Source organism: Winogradskyella sp. HB-48 (assembly GCF_049942685.1).
Classification (GTDB): domain Bacteria; phylum Bacteroidota; class Bacteroidia; order Flavobacteriales; family Flavobacteriaceae; genus Winogradskyella.
In genome coordinates, this window is the sequence record NZ_CP187934.1 from 2386132 (window position 1) to 2403351 (window position 17220).

Annotated in this window: 14 protein-coding genes and 1 tRNA gene; 9 read left to right on the forward strand and 6 right to left on the reverse strand. The window is 34.7% G+C overall.

Annotation, left to right across the window (positions count from 1 at the left end; translation table 11 throughout):
- Positions 1 to 33 precede the first annotated feature (33 nt).
- The 5 genes from ACPX19_RS10780 (at position 34) to ACPX19_RS10800 (ending at position 6151) form a co-directional block, all read left to right on the forward strand.
- The gene (locus tag ACPX19_RS10780; protein ID WP_426430012.1) at positions 34 to 423 is read left to right on the forward strand and encodes a group III truncated hemoglobin; all 390 of its coding nucleotides are present in this window, start codon (positions 34 to 36) and stop codon (positions 421 to 423) included.
- A 54-nt stretch (positions 424 to 477) separates the two neighbouring features.
- Positions 478 to 927, forward strand: coding sequence for a large conductance mechanosensitive channel protein MscL (mscL, locus tag ACPX19_RS10785; protein WP_426430014.1), 450 nt, complete (start codon positions 478 to 480; stop codon positions 925 to 927).
- Between the two features lie 102 nt (positions 928 to 1029).
- Positions 1030 to 4224 carry a cytochrome c biogenesis protein CcsA gene (ccsA, locus tag ACPX19_RS10790; RefSeq protein ID WP_426430015.1) on the forward strand — a complete coding sequence of 1065 codons (3195 nt, stop codon included), beginning with the start codon at positions 1030 to 1032 and terminating at the stop codon, positions 4222 to 4224.
- 72 nt (positions 4225 to 4296) lie between these two features.
- Positions 4297 to 4485: a hypothetical protein gene (locus ACPX19_RS10795; RefSeq protein ID WP_320556364.1), complete on the forward strand. Its 189-nt coding sequence runs from the start codon at positions 4297 to 4299 to the stop codon at positions 4483 to 4485.
- A gap of 259 nt (positions 4486 to 4744) precedes the next feature.
- Positions 4745 to 6151 (forward strand): MATE family efflux transporter, encoded by a 1407-nt coding sequence (locus ACPX19_RS10800; protein ID WP_426430016.1) that lies wholly within the window; start codon positions 4745 to 4747, stop codon positions 6149 to 6151.
- Positions 6152 to 6192: 41 nt separating this feature from the next.
- Here the strand turns inward: ACPX19_RS10800 and ACPX19_RS10805 are convergent, their stop codons facing one another.
- Entirely contained in the window at positions 6193 to 6930 is a 738-nt protein-coding gene (locus ACPX19_RS10805) for a bacteriorhodopsin-like (protein WP_426430017.1), read from the reverse strand.
- Positions 6931 to 7033: 103 nt separating this feature from the next.
- Here ACPX19_RS10805 and ACPX19_RS10810 point away from each other — a divergent pair, with 103 nt between their 5' ends.
- Positions 7034 to 7903, forward strand: coding sequence for a Brp/Blh family beta-carotene 15,15'-dioxygenase (locus ACPX19_RS10810; RefSeq protein ID WP_426430018.1), 870 nt, complete (start codon positions 7034 to 7036; stop codon positions 7901 to 7903).
- A 46-nt stretch (positions 7904 to 7949) separates the two neighbouring features.
- Positions 7950 to 9095 carry a trans-sulfuration enzyme family protein gene (locus ACPX19_RS10815; RefSeq protein WP_426430019.1) on the forward strand — a complete coding sequence of 382 codons (1146 nt, stop codon included), beginning with the start codon at positions 7950 to 7952 and terminating at the stop codon, positions 9093 to 9095.
- Here ACPX19_RS10815 and ACPX19_RS10820 read toward each other — a convergent pair.
- The 3 genes from ACPX19_RS10820 to ACPX19_RS10830 all read right to left on the reverse strand — a co-directional run bounded on the left by ACPX19_RS10820 (position 9076) and on the right by ACPX19_RS10830 (position 13351).
- Positions 9076 to 9768, reverse strand: a complete 693-nt coding sequence (locus ACPX19_RS10820) for a DUF2490 domain-containing protein (protein WP_426430020.1) — start codon at positions 9766 to 9768, stop codon at positions 9076 to 9078. The two genes, ACPX19_RS10815 and ACPX19_RS10820, sit on opposite strands and share 20 nt — an antisense overlap.
- A gap of 94 nt (positions 9769 to 9862) precedes the next feature.
- Positions 9863 to 11500 (reverse strand): phosphoenolpyruvate carboxykinase (ATP), encoded by a 1638-nt coding sequence (pckA, locus tag ACPX19_RS10825; protein ID WP_426430021.1) that lies wholly within the window; start codon positions 11498 to 11500, stop codon positions 9863 to 9865.
- Between the two features lie 12 nt (positions 11501 to 11512).
- The gene (locus tag ACPX19_RS10830) at positions 11513 to 13351 is read right to left on the reverse strand and encodes an SLC13 family permease (protein WP_426430022.1); all 1839 of its coding nucleotides are present in this window, start codon (positions 13349 to 13351) and stop codon (positions 11513 to 11515) included.
- Positions 13352 to 13572: 221 nt separating this feature from the next.
- Between ACPX19_RS10830 and bshB1 the strand changes: the two genes are divergently transcribed.
- Both bshB1 and ACPX19_RS10840 read left to right on the forward strand, forming a co-directional pair.
- On the forward strand, positions 13573 to 14295 hold the full coding sequence (gene bshB1 / locus ACPX19_RS10835; RefSeq protein WP_426430023.1) for a bacillithiol biosynthesis deacetylase BshB1: 723 nt from the start codon (positions 13573 to 13575) through the stop codon (positions 14293 to 14295).
- Between the two features lie 60 nt (positions 14296 to 14355).
- Positions 14356 to 14431: transfer RNA gene (locus ACPX19_RS10840), tRNA-His, on the forward strand.
- Between the two features lie 57 nt (positions 14432 to 14488).
- Here the strand turns inward: ACPX19_RS10840 and ACPX19_RS10845 are convergent.
- Both ACPX19_RS10845 and ACPX19_RS10850 read right to left on the reverse strand, forming a co-directional pair.
- Positions 14489 to 16069: a M28 family peptidase gene (locus ACPX19_RS10845; protein ID WP_426430024.1), complete on the reverse strand. Its 1581-nt coding sequence runs from the start codon at positions 16067 to 16069 to the stop codon at positions 14489 to 14491.
- A gap of 99 nt (positions 16070 to 16168) precedes the next feature.
- Positions 16169 to 17200, reverse strand: coding sequence for a M28 family metallopeptidase (locus ACPX19_RS10850; protein WP_426430025.1), 1032 nt, complete (start codon positions 17198 to 17200; stop codon positions 16169 to 16171).
- Positions 17201 to 17220: the final 20 nt, after the last annotated feature.

Here is a 17220-nt window from a genome sequence, read left to right on the forward strand (position 1 = left end):
GTAAGATTTAGATTAAAAGAATAACTTTGATGTATGAGTAAATCTGATATTAAAACCAGAGAAGATATATACCGCTTAGTTTCGCAATTTTATGCTAAAGTTAGAAAAGATGAAGTACTAGGTCCATTCTTCAATAAGACTATAAGGGATTGGGATGCACATCTAGAGCATCTTACCACGTTTTGGGAATCTAGCTTGTTTTTAAAAACAAGATATTATGGCAATCCGTTAGAAGTTCATGTAAAAGTTGATGCAGAGCATAATCATAGCATTACAGAACTGCATTTTGGACTTTGGTTAAATCTTTGGTATCAAGCCATTGACGAATTATTTGAAGGTGACTTTGCTGAAAACGCAAAGCGACGTGCTCGTAAAATGGGTACGTTTCTTTATCTAAAAATATTTGAAGCCAGAAATAAATAACCCTTAGCTTCTTGTTAACTTTGTTGGTTTAAATTTTAATCAAACCTTATCAAAATGAAGCTATTAAAAGAATTTAAGGAATTTGCAGTAAAAGGCAATATGATGGATATGGCCATTGGAATTATTATTGGTGCAGCCTTTAACAAAGTAATAGATGTATTGGCAAAACAAGTGCTGTTACCACCATTGTCATTATTGTCGGATGGGAATAATTTTCAAGATAAAAGATTAACATTAAGAGAAGCCATATTAGATGCCTCTGGTAAAGTGGCAACATCTGAAGTCGCAGTGGAATATGGAGAGCTCATTGCTGTCTTTTTAGATTTTGTAATCATTGGTTTTACAGTTTTTATAGTTGTGAAAGCGATGAATAAATTACGAAATAGAGCTCAAGATTCTTCCGACGAGACCGTAGTTACGCCCAAGGATATTGAATTGTTGTCTGATTTAAAAAAATTAATGGAAGAGCAGAATAAACTTCTGAGGTCTCAGGTTTCAAAATAAACAAGGCTTGTTATGGAATTTTAACGCTATTGATAGGTTAAAAACAAAGTAAAAACAGTAAAAAGCATTATCTTTGCACGTGCTTAAAAAGCCCTTAAGACTATGCAAAAGAAAATCGCAAACTTCCTATTTTCCACTAAACTTACTGCTGTTTTATTTATTGTTTTTGCCGTTGCTATGGCAGTTGGTACCATTTTGGATCGAAACATGGATACCTCACCAACACCTTACACCAGAACATTAATATACAATGCATGGTGGTTTGAAACTATTATGGTATTTTTTGTCATAAATTTTGTTGGAAATATTTCTAGATATAAACTGCTCAGAAAGGAAAAATGGTCTGTTTTGGTCTTGCATATATCTTGGATATTGATTATTGTAGGTGCAGCCGTCACAAGATATATAGGTTACGAAGGTATGATGGCCATTAGGGAAGGAGAGACCGAAAGTCAGTTTCGTTCTCAAAAGACCTACATCAGCGGAAGAATAATTGGTGATTATAAGATTGGTGGACAGTTGCAACAACGAAATATCATGGAAGAGGTGGATTTTTCACCGCGTTTAGATAATGACTTTGAAAGGACCTATGACTATGGAAACAATCAGATTAGTTTCAAATTAAAAAAGTTTATCAAGGGAGCTGAAAAAGATATCGTTCCAGACGCTAATGGTAAAAGTTATTTAAAAATTGTAGAAGCGGGTAATGGTAGTCCGCACAATCACTTTTTACAAGAGGGGCAAGTATCTAATATGCATAATGTTCTTGTATCCTTAAATAAAGAACAAGAAGGAGCCATTAACATTTATAATACAGACGAAGGACTATTTATTAAGTCCCCTTTTGAAGGTGAGTTTATGACGATGGCAACAGGCCAAACAGGTCAATTGGTAAAAGATAGTTTACAACCTTTGGCATTGCGTTCACGTTACGTCATCGGAACTATGCAATTAGTATTTCCAAAACCTGTGGTTAAAGGCGTTTTTGATATTGTAAAAAAACCAACCATTTTAAAGGGGGATGATGATGGTGTAGTACTCGAAGTGTCTGCTAACGGTGAGACTAAAACAATAAATTTATTAGGAGGTCAAGGCATTTACAACCGAATGGAAGAAATAGAAGTAGGAGGGCTAGAGGTTGCTCTACGTTATGGCTCTCGATTAGAGCAATTGCCTTTTGAAGTTAAGCTTAATGACTTTATTGCAGAAAAATATCCTGGTACTGAAAATGCCTATTCTTCATACGAAAGTAAAGTCACCGTTTTGGATAAGGAAAATGGGGACTTTGACTATCATATTTACATGAATCATATCTTAGATTATAGAGGCTATCGATTTTTTCAAGCAAGCTTTGATCCTGATGAAAAAGGAACAATCCTATCTGTAAATCACGATCGTTGGGGTACTTACATTACTTATGCTGGTTACATACTGTTGTATTTTGGATTGATGGCTATTTTATTTGCTAAAAACACCAGATTTGATGACATCAGAAAACGTCTTGATAAATTGGGCAAAAAGAAAGCAAAACTAATGACAATGATAGCATTGCTTTTCAGTTTGTTAGGGTTTGCGCAAGAACATTCTGAAAATGATGGACATAACCATTCATTGAACATGCCGACAAAAGTAAGTTTAGACTCTATTTTAAAGGCCAATATTACACCTTTAGAACATACAGACAATTTTGCGCAATTGGTCATTCAAGACTATGACGGACGCATGAAGCCTGTTCATACCTATGCTTCAGAGATGTTAAGAAAGTTAAGTAAACATGATACCTATGAAGGGCTTAATGCTACTCAAATATTTTTATCAATTCAAGAAAGTCCTTTGCTGTGGTATAATATGCCAGTCATTTACTTAACACCAAGAAAAGCAGATTCTATAAGAGCAATAATAGGAGTAGATAAAGATCAGAAATATGTAAGCTTATTGGATTTTTTCACCGAGGATGGACGAAATAAGCTAGGGCCTTACATTGAAGATGCTTATAAGGCCCAGGTTCCTAATGGATTTCAAAAAGAGATCAAAAACACTTACGGAAGGTTAACGCTCTTATCAGATGCTATTGAAGGTAGAAACATTAGAATATTTCCTTTACCTGAAGATGAAAATAATAAATGGATATCTTCCTTTGATTTTAAACAAGGTGGTTACGATGAAATTATAAAGGACGAATCCTACAGAGCATTTGTGAATAATGGCTTCAGCTATTATTTAATGACATTAAATAATGCCAAACAATCAGGCAATTTTGAAAATGCGGACAAATTGTTGGGGGATTTCAAAAAAACACAACAAAAATTTGGTAGTGAAGTAATGCTATCTGATGATAAAATTAAAGCTGAAATACTTTATAACAAGTATGATATATTTAAAAAATTGTTTAGTTGGTATCTCTATGCTGCTACGCTGCTATTTATCTTTATCATCGTCCAAATTTTTAACTACAAGAGCAAGTGGTTAAAGATAGCTATTAAGGTATTTACTGGAAGTATTATATTACTTTTTGTACTTCATACCGGAGGTTTAATATGGAGATGGTATCTTTCTGGTCATGCACCATGGAGTGATGCCTATGAATCTCTTATTTATGTAGCTTGGTCAGTGTCTTTATTCGGATTACTCTTAGGTAGAAAAAGTAATCTTACTATTGCTGCATCAGCTTTTGTAAGTGCTATAATTTTAATGGTAGCACATTGGGCGTGGATGGATCCAGCAATCGCCAATCTTCAACCGGTTTTACAGGGCTATTGGTTAATGATTCACGTTTCGGTTATTGTTGCGAGTTATGGGCCTTTTGCCATTGGTATGATATTAGGAGCTATTGCCTTATTGCTCATGATACTCACAAATAAAGAAAACAAAGAGCGTATCGATATTAATATTAAGGAAATTACGATAATTAATGAAATGGCGTTAACGGTAGGTTTAGTTATGTTAACCATTGGTAACTTCTTAGGTGGTATGTGGGCTAATGAAAGTTGGGGACGTTATTGGGGCTGGGATCCAAAGGAAACCTGGGCTTTAATCAGTATTATGATTTACGCCTTTGTCATTCATATGCGTTTGGTGCCAGGCTTACGAGGTCGTTGGATTTATAATTTAATGTCTGTATTGGCTTTTGGTAGTATTTTGATGACCTATTTTGGTGTTAACTTTTATTTGTCGGGTTTACACGCCTATGCAAGTGGTGATCAAATTTTAAGCTTTGAGATTATTGCCTATACTTTAATTATAATTACTGTAGTCGCTACTGCTGCATATTTTAAATATAAAACTTATTACAAATAAATTATATTTTTAATAGTCTTAAATGTCATTATAATTTTTCTTAAATTGGAGGTATCAAACTAATCTTCAAAGATGAATTACTTCAAAAAATTAGGAACTGCCAATTTATTGATGCTTATTTTGTGTGCAGTTATAATTCTTGTAGCCGAATACTTATTTTTAACAGGAGACCAAATGCATGGTTTATTTGTCGGGCTTTGGGCACCTACTTTATTAGGTGTTATGATTTATTTAAAACTCGTAGACCATGGTAGCAAATGATATTGTTTTATGGTTTTCTGTCATTGTTATAGTTTTAGTTGCTATATGGGCCATTCTTATGATTAGGGCTTATGATAGAGCAGGTAAAAATGATTAAGTTTTCGGATTGATTCTCGCTATTTCAAAAATAATACGCATATTTGCGCTATTATGATTGCTTAATTTACCCTTAGGATACACATCTTCACATAGTCATGTGATGTATATACGCTGAACATACAGACATGTTCTACCACTTCTAATATTACATTTCTAAATTATGCAATCGAATAAAATTTCAATACGAGAGTTTTTTAAATATTTAAGAATAGCTATTTCAGGGAAAGAGCAAGAATTTACCTCAGGAAGCATTCGTAAGGCTGTTTTTCTATTATCAGTTCCAATGATATTAGAAATGCTAATGGAATCCATTTTCGCAATCGTTGATATTTTTTATGTTTCTCAAGTAAGTGTAAATGCGGTCGCAACAATAGGTCTTACAGAATCTGTTATTACGTTAGTATATGCAGTGGCTATAGGATTAAGTATGGCAGCTACTGCCATTGTTGCCAGACGCATTGGTGAAAAGGATAGGGAAGGAGCTTCACAGGCAGCAGTGCAAGTGATAGGTTTAGGTGTCATAGTAGCTGGCATAATAAGCGTTATAGGTATTCTTTTTCCAAAGGAAATTTTACAATTAATGGGTGGGGAACCCGATTTAATTGCTGAAGGTTATGGTTACACCCAAGTGTTGCTTGGAGGTAATGTTACCATAATGTTTTTGTTTTTAATTAACGCCATTTTTAGAGGTGCTGGTGATGCATCAATAGCGATGTGGGCATTGGTTTTGTCTAATGGATTGAACATCATTTTAGATCCGATTTTTATTTTCGGATTTGGTACAATACCTGCGTTTGGTGTTAAGGGCGCAGCCATCGCAACCACAATAGGTAGGGGAACCGCAGTCATTTTTCAACTCATGGTCTTGTTTTATGGTTGGAGTAAAATTAAGGTCGGATTAAAGGATTTGGTACTGAGAGTTGCGGTAATGGTCAATTTGATAAAAGTTTCTTTAGGCGGTATTGGTCAGTTTTTAATTGGAACGTCCTCTTGGGTATTTTTAATGCGTATTATGAGTGAATTTGGTAGCGAAGTGCTTGCTGGTTATACTATTGCTATCCGAGTGATGATGTTTACGCTTATGCCAGCTTGGGGAATGAGTAATGCTGCAGCTACTTTGGTCGGACAGAATTTAGGTGCAAATCAACCTAACAGAGCCGAAGCATCTGTCTGGAAAACAGGCAAATACAGTGCCTATTTTATGGGATTTGTTTCTATAGTCTACCTTGTTTTTGCACCACAAATTATATCATGGTTTACTCATGAGACAGAAGTTATTAAGAATGGTGCTTTATGTTTAAGAATCATTGCGGCTGGTTATGTGTTTTATGGTTACGGCATGGTTATTATTAATGCCTTTAATGGTGCTGGAGATACTAAAACACCAACGTGGATTAACTTCATTTGCTTTGGGTTGTTCCAATTACCTTTAGCCTACATTACGGCATTGGTTTTTGATATTGGACCTTTGGGTGTATTTTTATCAATTACTTTAGCTGAAGTTCTTATTACAGTAATTGGACTTATTTGGTTTAAAAAAGGTCATTGGAAATCCATTAAGGTATAAAAAAAGCCACCGTTTGGTGGCTTTAATTCATTTCCTAATTATTAGGCCTCTGCTTTAGAGGATGCAATTGTAGCTAGGTTGTAAACAACAAGTCCAAACCCTATTTTATTTACTGCGTCGCCAATATTATAGATGACATCCATGTTTAATCCAAGACCTGCTAAACCATCATACCATCCAGGAGTTCCCGCCATATAACCTAATGGATATATTGCCCAACCTACTAACACAAACCAACATAGTGTTTTGTGAGCCTTTAATACTTCTCCACCAGCTTGTTCGGCCAGTTTTTTGGCTTCTCCAAGCCAAATCATGTAAACGATTATAAAATAAGCAATACCAGATACTAAGCCCCAAAACCAGGCTTGATCTCTGTAAACGGCCTCTCCAAAATAACCTGTTACTAACATAATTACAGAAAGTGCAATCAGCTTCCACATAAGCGCCTTTTTAGCTCCTGCTACTTTTAATATAAGGTAGAATTCAACACACATCAAGGGTACTGTCAAAACCCAATCAACGTATCTAAAAAACGTTGGAGATTCCGCATTTGCAGCCCAGTAATCTCTCATGTACCAATAATGTACCGCAGCAATAAAAGTAATCAATCCAGAAACAAGAATTGAAGTTCTCCATTTTTTATCAAAACTGTTCATTGATAAAAAGAAAAAGGCTGAAGCAGCCATCATTGCCATACATCCTACAAAAAATGTAAAGCCTACATAATCGTCGGTTGCAATCTTTTGCACTCCGTCGATAAAAAAGGTTAGTGTTTTCATATCTAATGTTTTTGTTTAATCAAAATTAAATATAGTTAAACAAAAAATGTTTAAAATTTTCATAAAAAAATTAAACAAAATTAAATATATGTACCTTTATATTATGAAATATCCAGTTTTAAACTTAATTATTACGGTATTCTTATTTTGGCTAACCATTCAAATCGGAAGGTCATCCGAAGAATATCTATCGTATTTTTTAATACTTACCATTGGTATTATGCATGGATCCAATGATATTTCTTTGATAAAAGTCATACAAACCAATAAAACGAAATCGTATAGGTTTCTTCTTTTATATATAGCTTTCGTTATTCTCGCAATTCTAGCATTTTTCCTTTTTCCATTTTTTGCATTAATGTCTTTCGTTGTTATAAGTTGTTATCACTTTGGGGAACAGCATTACCATCATTTAATAAAGAAGAGAAATACCACGTCACTGCTCTTCTTTATTAGTTATGGCTCATTGATTTTTGGTCTCTTGTTTTATTTTAATTTCGATGCTACTAGTGCCATAATACAGGAACTAACAAATGTGATACTTAGTGAACAACAGTTTTTATATTTTCTTACAGTAGGAGGCGGAGCGACTCTAATTACAACACTTCTTAACTGGAATAACTTCACATCTGATTTCAGTTATTTTCAGGAACTATTTCTATTAGTTTTATTTACCCTATTGTTTCAACTAGCGATTCTGCTTTGGGCGTTTGCGATTTATTTTGTTGTATGGCATTCCTTACCTAGTTTAATGGATCAGATTAAGGTGCTTTACGGTGATTCCAGTAAAATAAATTTTATCAACTACATTAAATCTTCTTTTATTTATTGGTTGGTGTCAATTTTAGGACTGGTAATATTATATTTTAGCACAAGGTATTTTGAAATTAATTTCATAACCATATTCTTTGCGTTCTTGGCAGCCATAACCGTACCCCATGTTATTGTGATGTATTTTCTTAATAAGAATTGAATCTTTAAATGTCAAAGCACAACATCTTATTTCTTATTTTTATAGAATGAAAAAATTAGGATTAAACACCATTTGTACTCATGTCGGTGAGGTAGAGGATAAACAGTTCAATGGAGCTGTATCCCCAATGTATTTGAGCTCATCTTACGAATTTTTAGATGTTGATGTAAAGCGCTATCCACGTTATTTTAATACACCGAATCAAGAATACTTAGCAAAGAAAGTGGCTGCTTTAGAGCATACTGATGCAGCATTGATTTTCGGGTCTGGTATGGCAGCGATTAGTCATATGTTTTTGGCGTTTCTTCAAAAGGGAGATCATCTAGTTGTTCAAAATACCTTGTACGGAGGCACCGTTAATTTTATTAAAGAGGAATTTCCTAAGTATGGAATAGAATACACTTTTACTAATGGATACAAGGTTGAAGATTTTGAAGCTGCTATTCAGTCTAATACAAAGCTTATTCATATTGAAACGCCATCGAATCCATTATTGACTATTACAGATATTAAAGCAATTGCTAAGCTTGGTAAAGCTAAAAATATCGTAACATCTATTGATAATACGTTTGCTTCGCCAGTAAATCAAAATCCGATTGATTTGGGGATTGATATGGTAATGCACTCAGCCACTAAATATTTTGGCGGACATAGTGATATTTGTGCAGGAGCAGTAGCCAGCTCTCAAGAGCACATTGATAGAATTTGGAATGTAAGTAAGAATTTAGGAGGAAGCCTAAGCGATATGACGGTCTGGATGCTAGAGCGTAGTATGAAAACTTTAGGCTTACGTGTAAAAGCTCAAACCAAAAATGCTATGAAAATAGCGAAATGGCTAAACAAACATCCAAAAATTGCTAAGGTGTATTATCCTGGTTTAAAATCGCATCCAGAGCATAAATTGGCAAAATCTCAAATGAAAGGATTTGGTGCGATGCTATCTTTTGAGCTTAAAGAAGGCCTTGATGCATATCAATTTCAAAAATCACTAAAACTCATCAAATCTTCTATGAGTTTAGCAGGTGTTGAAAGTACGGTGATTTCACCACATCTTACATCGCATGCCCTTTTAACTCAAGAAGAGCGTGACAAAGTAGGCATTAGTGACCAGTTGATTAGGTTTTCAGTTGGCATTGAAGATGTTAAGGATTTAAAACGAGATATCGATAATGCTATAACTGTGCTAAAGTAGGCTTAGGTTTTCTGGAGTCTGTTGTAAAGCTAATGCCTACCTGAATTCTATTTAGATTGTTTTTGCGAATATGTTGTTTTAAATAACCGATTTGTAATTGGGAGTGACTTGTCACATTAAATCCAAACCCGGTGTAGAATCTATTTTCATGAAATACTTGATCTTGAAAGTTTACAAAGGGTTCTTCAGAGACATTAATAAAAATTATATTGTTTAAGTTGTATTTTAAACTTAATCGATATCTAAATCTGTTTTGGAGCTCATTTCTATCTGAGAAGCCTAAAAAGCGTTGCTCTAATCTTGCTCTATGTTGAATATTTAGTTGAGATGTGGAATGACTTATTGTGTACTGTTCACATAGGCGGTGCTCGTGTATGTTAGGTCGGTGGTCAAATTCAAAGACAGTGTCTATGTCTAAATAGGCATAGGCTAACCCAATGGTTTGATTATTCTTTATATGGTAGTTTCCACCTAACGAAATAAAAGCAAGGTTATAATTAGATGAGGGTTCATAAAAGCGTAGTTCGGCCCAAGAGCTAAGACTAAAATGCTCACTTAGCCTGTGTTGACTGCCATAGGTATACCAAGAGCCTAAATGATTTTCTGATGGACTTTGGGCTATTAGGTTGATAGTGGTTAAACCTATAAGTGCAATTGATAATAGAATTCTCATTTAACTTTTAATCTTTATTATTTTGAGAATTAGAGTTAAGTTAAGGTAATTATAAAGAGGAGCTCCATGAGAGCTCCTCTTTATCATGAAATTATTAAACGTGGTCGTTTAAATGATGGTGCTCATCAATTAATGGACCTCCCTCTATAATTTGTTGAGAAGCTTCACTTACAAATTTTTCAAAGTTCAAGTGGAATGAGTGTGCTAATTGAATAGCCTTACTTACGTAAGCTCCTTTTTGTAACCAGGTATTCATAGGGTCTAACATTTCTGTAGGAACATTAGGAATATATTTTGGCATGTACAATCCAAAAATTGGATGTTGTTCGTAATCTACATTATCTAATTCGCCGTTAAGAATAGCAGTAATCATAGCTCTGGTATATTTTAATTTAATACGAGAACCAACTCCGTAAGGTCCGCCACTCCAACCAGTGTTCAATAACCAAACATTAACACCAGCCTCTTGCATTTTGCTACTTAGCATTTCGGCATATTTTGTTGGGTGTAATGGCATAAATGGTTCACCAAAACAAGCAGAGAATGAAGGAACAGGTTCTGTAATACCAGCTTCTGTACCAGCTACTTTTGCAGTATAACCAGAGATAAAGTGGTATGCGGCTTGACCTGGAGTTAACTTAGATACTGGAGGCAATACACCGAACGCATCACAGGTTAAGAAGAAGATATTTTTAGGATTGTCTGCATAAGATGGGTCTTGTATGTTGTCTATATGGTAAATAGGATAACTTACACGTGTATTTTGTGTAATACTACTATCCATATAATCTACTTCACCATTATCTTTAAAGATTACATTTTCTAAAATTGCACCAGGCTTAATGGCTCTGTAAATATCTGGCTCTTTTTCTTCTGTTAAATCAATTACTTTGGCGTAGCAACCGCCTTCAAAATTAAAGATTCTATTTTCTGCTGTCCAGCCATGCTCATCGTCACCGATTAACTTTCTGTTAGGGTCAGCAGATAGTGTCGTTTTGCCAGTACCTGATAAACCAAAGAAAATAGCTGTCTCTCCATCCTCGCCAACATTAGCAGAACAGTGCATAGGTAATACGTTTTTGTCCACAGGTAGTATCATGTTTAGAGCGGAGAAAATCCCTTTTTTCATTTCACCTGTATATGCTGAGCCACCTACTAGGGCTACCTTCTTGGTAAAGTTAAGAATTGAGAAGTTACCTTGTCTTAAACCATATTTTTGTGGGTCTGGACATTCGTAACCAGGTGCACAAAGCACTAGCCAATCTTCTTCAAAATTTTCTAATTCTCCTGCGGTTGGTCTTAAAAACATATTGTATATAAACATGTTAGACCATGGATATTCTGTTACAGTTCTAACTCCCATTCTGTATTTTGGGTCTGAGCAAACAAAACCATCCCGAACATAAATTTCTTTTCCACTAAGGTATTTTTCTATTTCACCTTGTAAATAATCGAAATTTTCTGGTGATATGGCTTTATTTGTTTTTCCCCACCACACTCTATCCTTAGTGTAATCGTCTTTTACTAAGAATCTATCTTGAGGTGATCGTCCAGTAAATTTTCCAGTATTAATGGCTAAGGTACCATTAGAAGTTTCTTTGCCCATTCCTTTTTCAATCGTAATGGCTTGTAATTCTTCAGGAGAAAGATTCCAATGTGCTTTGGTGTCTTTCAGTCCATACTTTGTAAGGTCTCTAGTTTTCATAATCGGGTCTTTTAATAGTGTTTCCATGAGTTAAAATTTTTAAAATGGCCAAATCAATGGCACTAAGATTAATGTTATTATTAAGAAGAGTAGTAGTAATGGAGCACCTACTTTTACGTAATCAATAAATTTGTACCCACCTGCTGTCATTACCATAGCATTGGTGGTTGTGCCTACAGGTGTTAAAAATGCTGTTGAAGCACTAATTGCAACCGCAATCATAAATGGCGCGGGAGATAAGTTTAGAGTGTTGGCAGTGATAATAACAATAGGTGCCATTAAAACCGCAGTGGCAGAATTATTTATAACTTGGCTAAAGGTTGTTGTGACAAGAAATACTCCTCCAAGTAGCACAATAGGGTGCATATTTCCCAGAGCAGTTACTAAACCATCTGCAATAAGTTTTGCAGTTCCTGTTTTTTGAAGTGCTATTCCCATTGGAATCATTGCAGCAATCATTACTACACTAACCCAACTAATACCTTTATAAGCCTTAGGTATGGGTACACATCCTGTAATTAAAATGATACCTGCTGAGATAAGAGCTGCAACTGCGCCTGGAACAACTTCTAGCACTAACAATCCTATCATAAGCACTAGAGAAAAAAGAGCTATATACGATTTATGGGTGATATTGGTAATGGTCTTTGCCATACCTTCAGGACTGCCAATAATAACTAGATTTTCATGATAAGAATGTAGCTGTTCTATATCGCTCCAGACACCTCTTATGAGGAAAGCATCACCAGCTTTAACTACAATTTCTCTGTCTGTAAAAGGCTTATTGTTTCTAGAGGCAGCCATAAGTTGAACACCAAACCTTTTAAAGTATCTACCAATTCTTAATTTTCTGCCAACAAGTGTAGAATTAGGAGTTACAATAATTTCGGTCATACCAACCTCTTGATTGATTAAATTGTTACGAAGTTCATCTGCAATAGGTTCTAGAGGTAATAGTCCTAATCTAAATTTTATCATTAAAGCATTTATGGCTTCAGTAGTACCTTTAACAGTTATAATATCATGATATTTAAATTCAGTTTCGTTAGATGGAAATTCAATATAAGGGTCGTTACCTTTTAAAACATTTGGATGACGACGTTTAATACGAAGTATAGAAATATGGTAATTGTCTTCGAAATTCCACTCACCGATTCGTGTACCCAGCAAAGGAGATACAGAGCGTACTCTTAAACGGTAATAATCACCTTCAACTTTATAAGCTTCAATCCATTTATGGAGTGTGGTGCTAATATCAACCGGTTTGTTGTTGGTTTTATTGCTAGGTAACAATTTGTAGCCAACAAATCTAAAGTAGAGTAGTGCAATTAATAACAGTGGAAGACCAATTAATCCAAATTCAAAGAAAGAAAAACCTTCTAAACCACTTTCTAGCATAGTATTATTGACAATGATATTTGGAGGTGTACCAGTTAAGGTTAATAAGCCACCAGTATTAGATCCAAATGCTACAGGCATTAAGAGTTTTGACGGTAGCGTTCCGATACTCCATGCAGAAGAAATAGTTACAGGCATTAAAGTTGCTACGGTACCTGTATTGCTTACCACACCTGAAAGCAATCCGGAACCTAAAGTGGTAATCAGCAATAGTTTTGTGATGCTTTTGCCTGCCATTTTAATAAACTTTTGACCTGCCAGAGCTGTCCAACCGGTTTGAGATAAACCTTCACCAATAATAAATAATGCAGCAATCATAATGACTGTTGGGTTGCTAAATCCACTTAGTGTTTCTTGTAGATCTAGAATTCCAAAAAGAAATAGGCTAAGCATAGAAAGTAGCGCAATAATGTCTGGTGTAAATTTTCCCCAAATGAAAAGGATAATTGTAATTGTTAAGATGACCAGCATTAAATTCATAATAATATGCGCTTTAAAATCTAGTGTAAAGTTAAAGGCAATACAGACCAATATTTATGACGAATGTCATGCTTTTAGGGATTTGCGAATTATTCAATTATTGGTAGGTTATAGAATAACAATTCAAAGAAAATTTAAACGAAACCGTTTGCGAAATAGAAAGAAGATGAAATTCTACATCCTTTTTAATATTTTTGATATCAGAGAAAAATGAAAAACACATGAAATTAGACATTTTAGCTATTGGAGCACATCCAGATGATGTAGAATTAGGTTGTGGAGCCACCATTGCAAAAGAGGTAGCAAATGGCAAAAAAGTAGGTATTATAGATTTAACTAGAGGCGAACTTGGTACTAGAGGTACAGCACAAACTCGCGATAAAGAATCTAATGAAGCAGCTAAGATTCTTAATGTAGCTATGAGAACCAACATGGATTTTGCAGATGGTTTTTTTGTTAATGATAAAGCACATCAAATAGAACTTATAAAAGAAATACGAAAGTATAGGCCTGAAATTGTGTTGTGTAATGCTGTTGATGATAGGCACATAGATCATGCAAAAGGTAGTAAGTTGGTTAGCGATGCATGTTTTTTGAGTGGGTTGAGAAAAATTGATACAAAGCATGACGATGAAGATAACTGGCAAGAACCTTGGAGACCTAAAGCAGTATATCATTACATACAATGGAAAGATTTAGAACCCGATGTAGTGGTTGATGTTACTGGTTACATTGAAAAGAAAATGGAAGCTGTTTTGGCTTATAAAACACAGTTTTTTGATCCAGAAAGTAAAGAACCTGAAACACCTATTTCAAGCAAAAATTTTACAGATAGTATTATTTACAGAGCAAGAAATGCAGGGAGACTTATAGGGACAGAATACGGAGAGGGTTTTACTGTAGAGCGTTATCCTGCTGTAGATTCATTATTTGATTTAAAATAAGTAAAGAAAACGTTTTGTAGAAAAATGTAAATAATTTACATTTGCAGTCCAATTTTAAATGGTGGTTGTAGCTCAGTTGGTTAGAGCGCCTGATTGTGGTTCAGGAGGTCGTCGGTTCGAGACCGATCTTCCACCCAAAAACACAAAGCCTTTCAGTAATGAAAGGCTTTTTTTGTTTATCTCTTTAGAGTTGTTATTCTGTAGCTTTATCTACTATTAGTCTTTCAGCTCTATTTGCAATTTCCCAAGCTGTGTAAAATACCAAGCGAGCCCTGTTTTCTAGTAAATCATATTCAATTTTGTCTGGAGTGTCGCTAGGTTGATGATAGTCATCATGTGTACCATTAAAATAGAAGATTACAGGTATGTTGTTCTTTGCAAAATTATAATGATCAGATCTGTAATAGAAACGATTAGGATCATTGTCATCATTAAACGTGTAATCTAATTCTATGTTGCAGTATTTTTTGTTTACTTCTTCTGAAATGTTGTGCAAATCTGTACTCAGCTTATCACTGCCTATGAGATAGACATAGTTTCTATCTCCCTCTTTACGTTTTGGATCTGTTCTACCAATCATATCAATATTTAAATCTGCTACTGTATTTTCTAGAGGGAAGATAGGATCGTTATCTGTATAATGTCTAGATCCCAAAAGCCCTTTTTCCTCACCGGTGACATGTAGGAATAAAATGGAACGCTTTGGTCCATGCCCTGCTTTTTCAGCTTCTTTGAAAGCTTCTGCTATTTCTAGTATTGCTATTGTACCAGAGCCATCATCATCAGCACCGTTGTATATTTCACCATTCTTTATACCTTCGTGATCCAAGTGCGCTGAGATTACCAAAATTTCGTCAGGTTTTGTTGAGCCTTTAATGTAAGCTACTACGTTTTCAGAACTTATCTCTTCAGATTTATTTTCTATCGCTAAGCTTAAGTTTGTTTTGAGATTCTTTGGTTTTTCATCTTCTAAAATTGATGGATGTAAGGCTTTAGCAAGATTTTCATTAACCATTAGCATCATCATTTCTGCTTCATTACTTTTAAGAGATAGACGACCAGATGTTCCGCTTTCGGCTTGTCTTTGGTAATACGGTGCATATCTGGCGAACATGTTTGCGTCTAAAAGAAGTAATCCTTTGGCACCATTTTCAATAGCAGCATCTCTTTTACTCGACAGAGATTGACGTCCATTGGTCCATTTAGTATCTTCTGCAGTTCCTGTTGTTATATAGTTTCCATTCGCGTCTTTAGGCTCACCGGCTTTTGCCAATACAATTTTATCTTTAACGTCAATATCCTTATAATCCGAATAGTTTTCAGCATGAATACCATAGCCCACATATACGATATCTTGTGTTGTAATCTCAGTATTGCTAGAAGATCTTAAGACGATATGGTCTTCAAAACTTTTAAAACTTGTACCGTTAATCGCGATTTTGGCTTCAGATACACTTTGCTTCTCTAAAGGTACTTCTTGAAAATAATCATCATCTCCTAAAGGTGTTGGTATGTCTAATTTTTGGTATTGATTTTTTAAATACTCAACAGCCATTTTTTGTCCTTTTTCCCCAGTTTCTCTTCCTTCAAATTCATCCGATGAATATTTGTAGAGCATTTCTTTGAGTTCTTCTTCTGTTATTGTTGAAGCATATACAGTCGGATCAACTATTCTTGCTTCATTTGTATGAACTGATGAGGTATTGCTTTTTGAGAAAGTTCCGCAATTAGTAATTAAAAGAGCAGTAATAAAGACTAATACTATTTTTTTCATTTTATGCATGTTTATTTAATCATAACAACTTTGACTAAAATTACGAAAATCGAAATTATTAAAGCTGTTTGGTCATTTTTCTTTAGGCAAAGTTTAACACTAAATAATTTCAGGTTTTAAGCGCTTAGGAGAATTTGCCAAATACCATGCAGTTGCAAAGATGAGCTTTGTGCGTTTTGCAAGTAAAGGGTAATTTATTTTATCTGCTGTATCTGTTGGTTTAGTGTAATCTTCATGTTCGCCATTGAAAAAGAAAACTACTGGAATTCCTTTTGTGGCAAAATTATAATGGTCGGACCTGTAATAGTAACGATTTGGGTCATTTGTAGCATTAAATTCATAATCTAAATCTAAATTCACAAAATTGTAGTTGGCTTCTTGAATAATAAAATGGAGCTCAGTACTTATACGATCTGCTCCAATAACATAAATATAATCTTCATTATCTTGATGTTTTTCATCTACACGGCCAATCATGTCCATATTAAGTGTACTTATGGTATCTTCTAATGGAAATATAGGATTGTTGGTATAATATCTAGAACCATGAAGTCCAACTTCCTCTCCTGTAACATGAAGAAATACAATACTTCGCTTAGGACCATTACCATCTTCTGTAGCTTTTTTGAACGCCTCGGCCATTTCAAATACAGCTGCTGTACCAGAACCATTGTCGTCTGCACCAGGATAAATATCACCATCTATTATTCCCTCATGGTCTGAATGTGCCGTAACAAAAATATATTCATCGGGAAATTCTGAGCCTTCGATATAGGCAATGACATTTTGTGAGTCGTTAAAACCCTCTGGTAAAACAGATTTTGGTACTTTTTGGTAGTAGTTTGGATGAGTCTTGGGTGGTTTTATCCCTAAAGAATCGTAATAACTTCTTATGTAATCACAGACGTCGTTATGGCCATCTTCTCCGGTCATTCGACCTTTATATTTTTCTGAAGATATTTCTTCTATGTGGAGTTTTAACTCATCTGTGTTGATGGTGCTTAAGTATTTTTCAACAACCGTTTTGTTATCGTAAGATATACTGTCCTTTAATTGTTCAATTTTTTCACTATGTCTTAATGTAGCGCAAGAACCTACTAGAATAAGTGCAGAGGCAACTAATACTTTCATCTAACTAATACTTATTATAA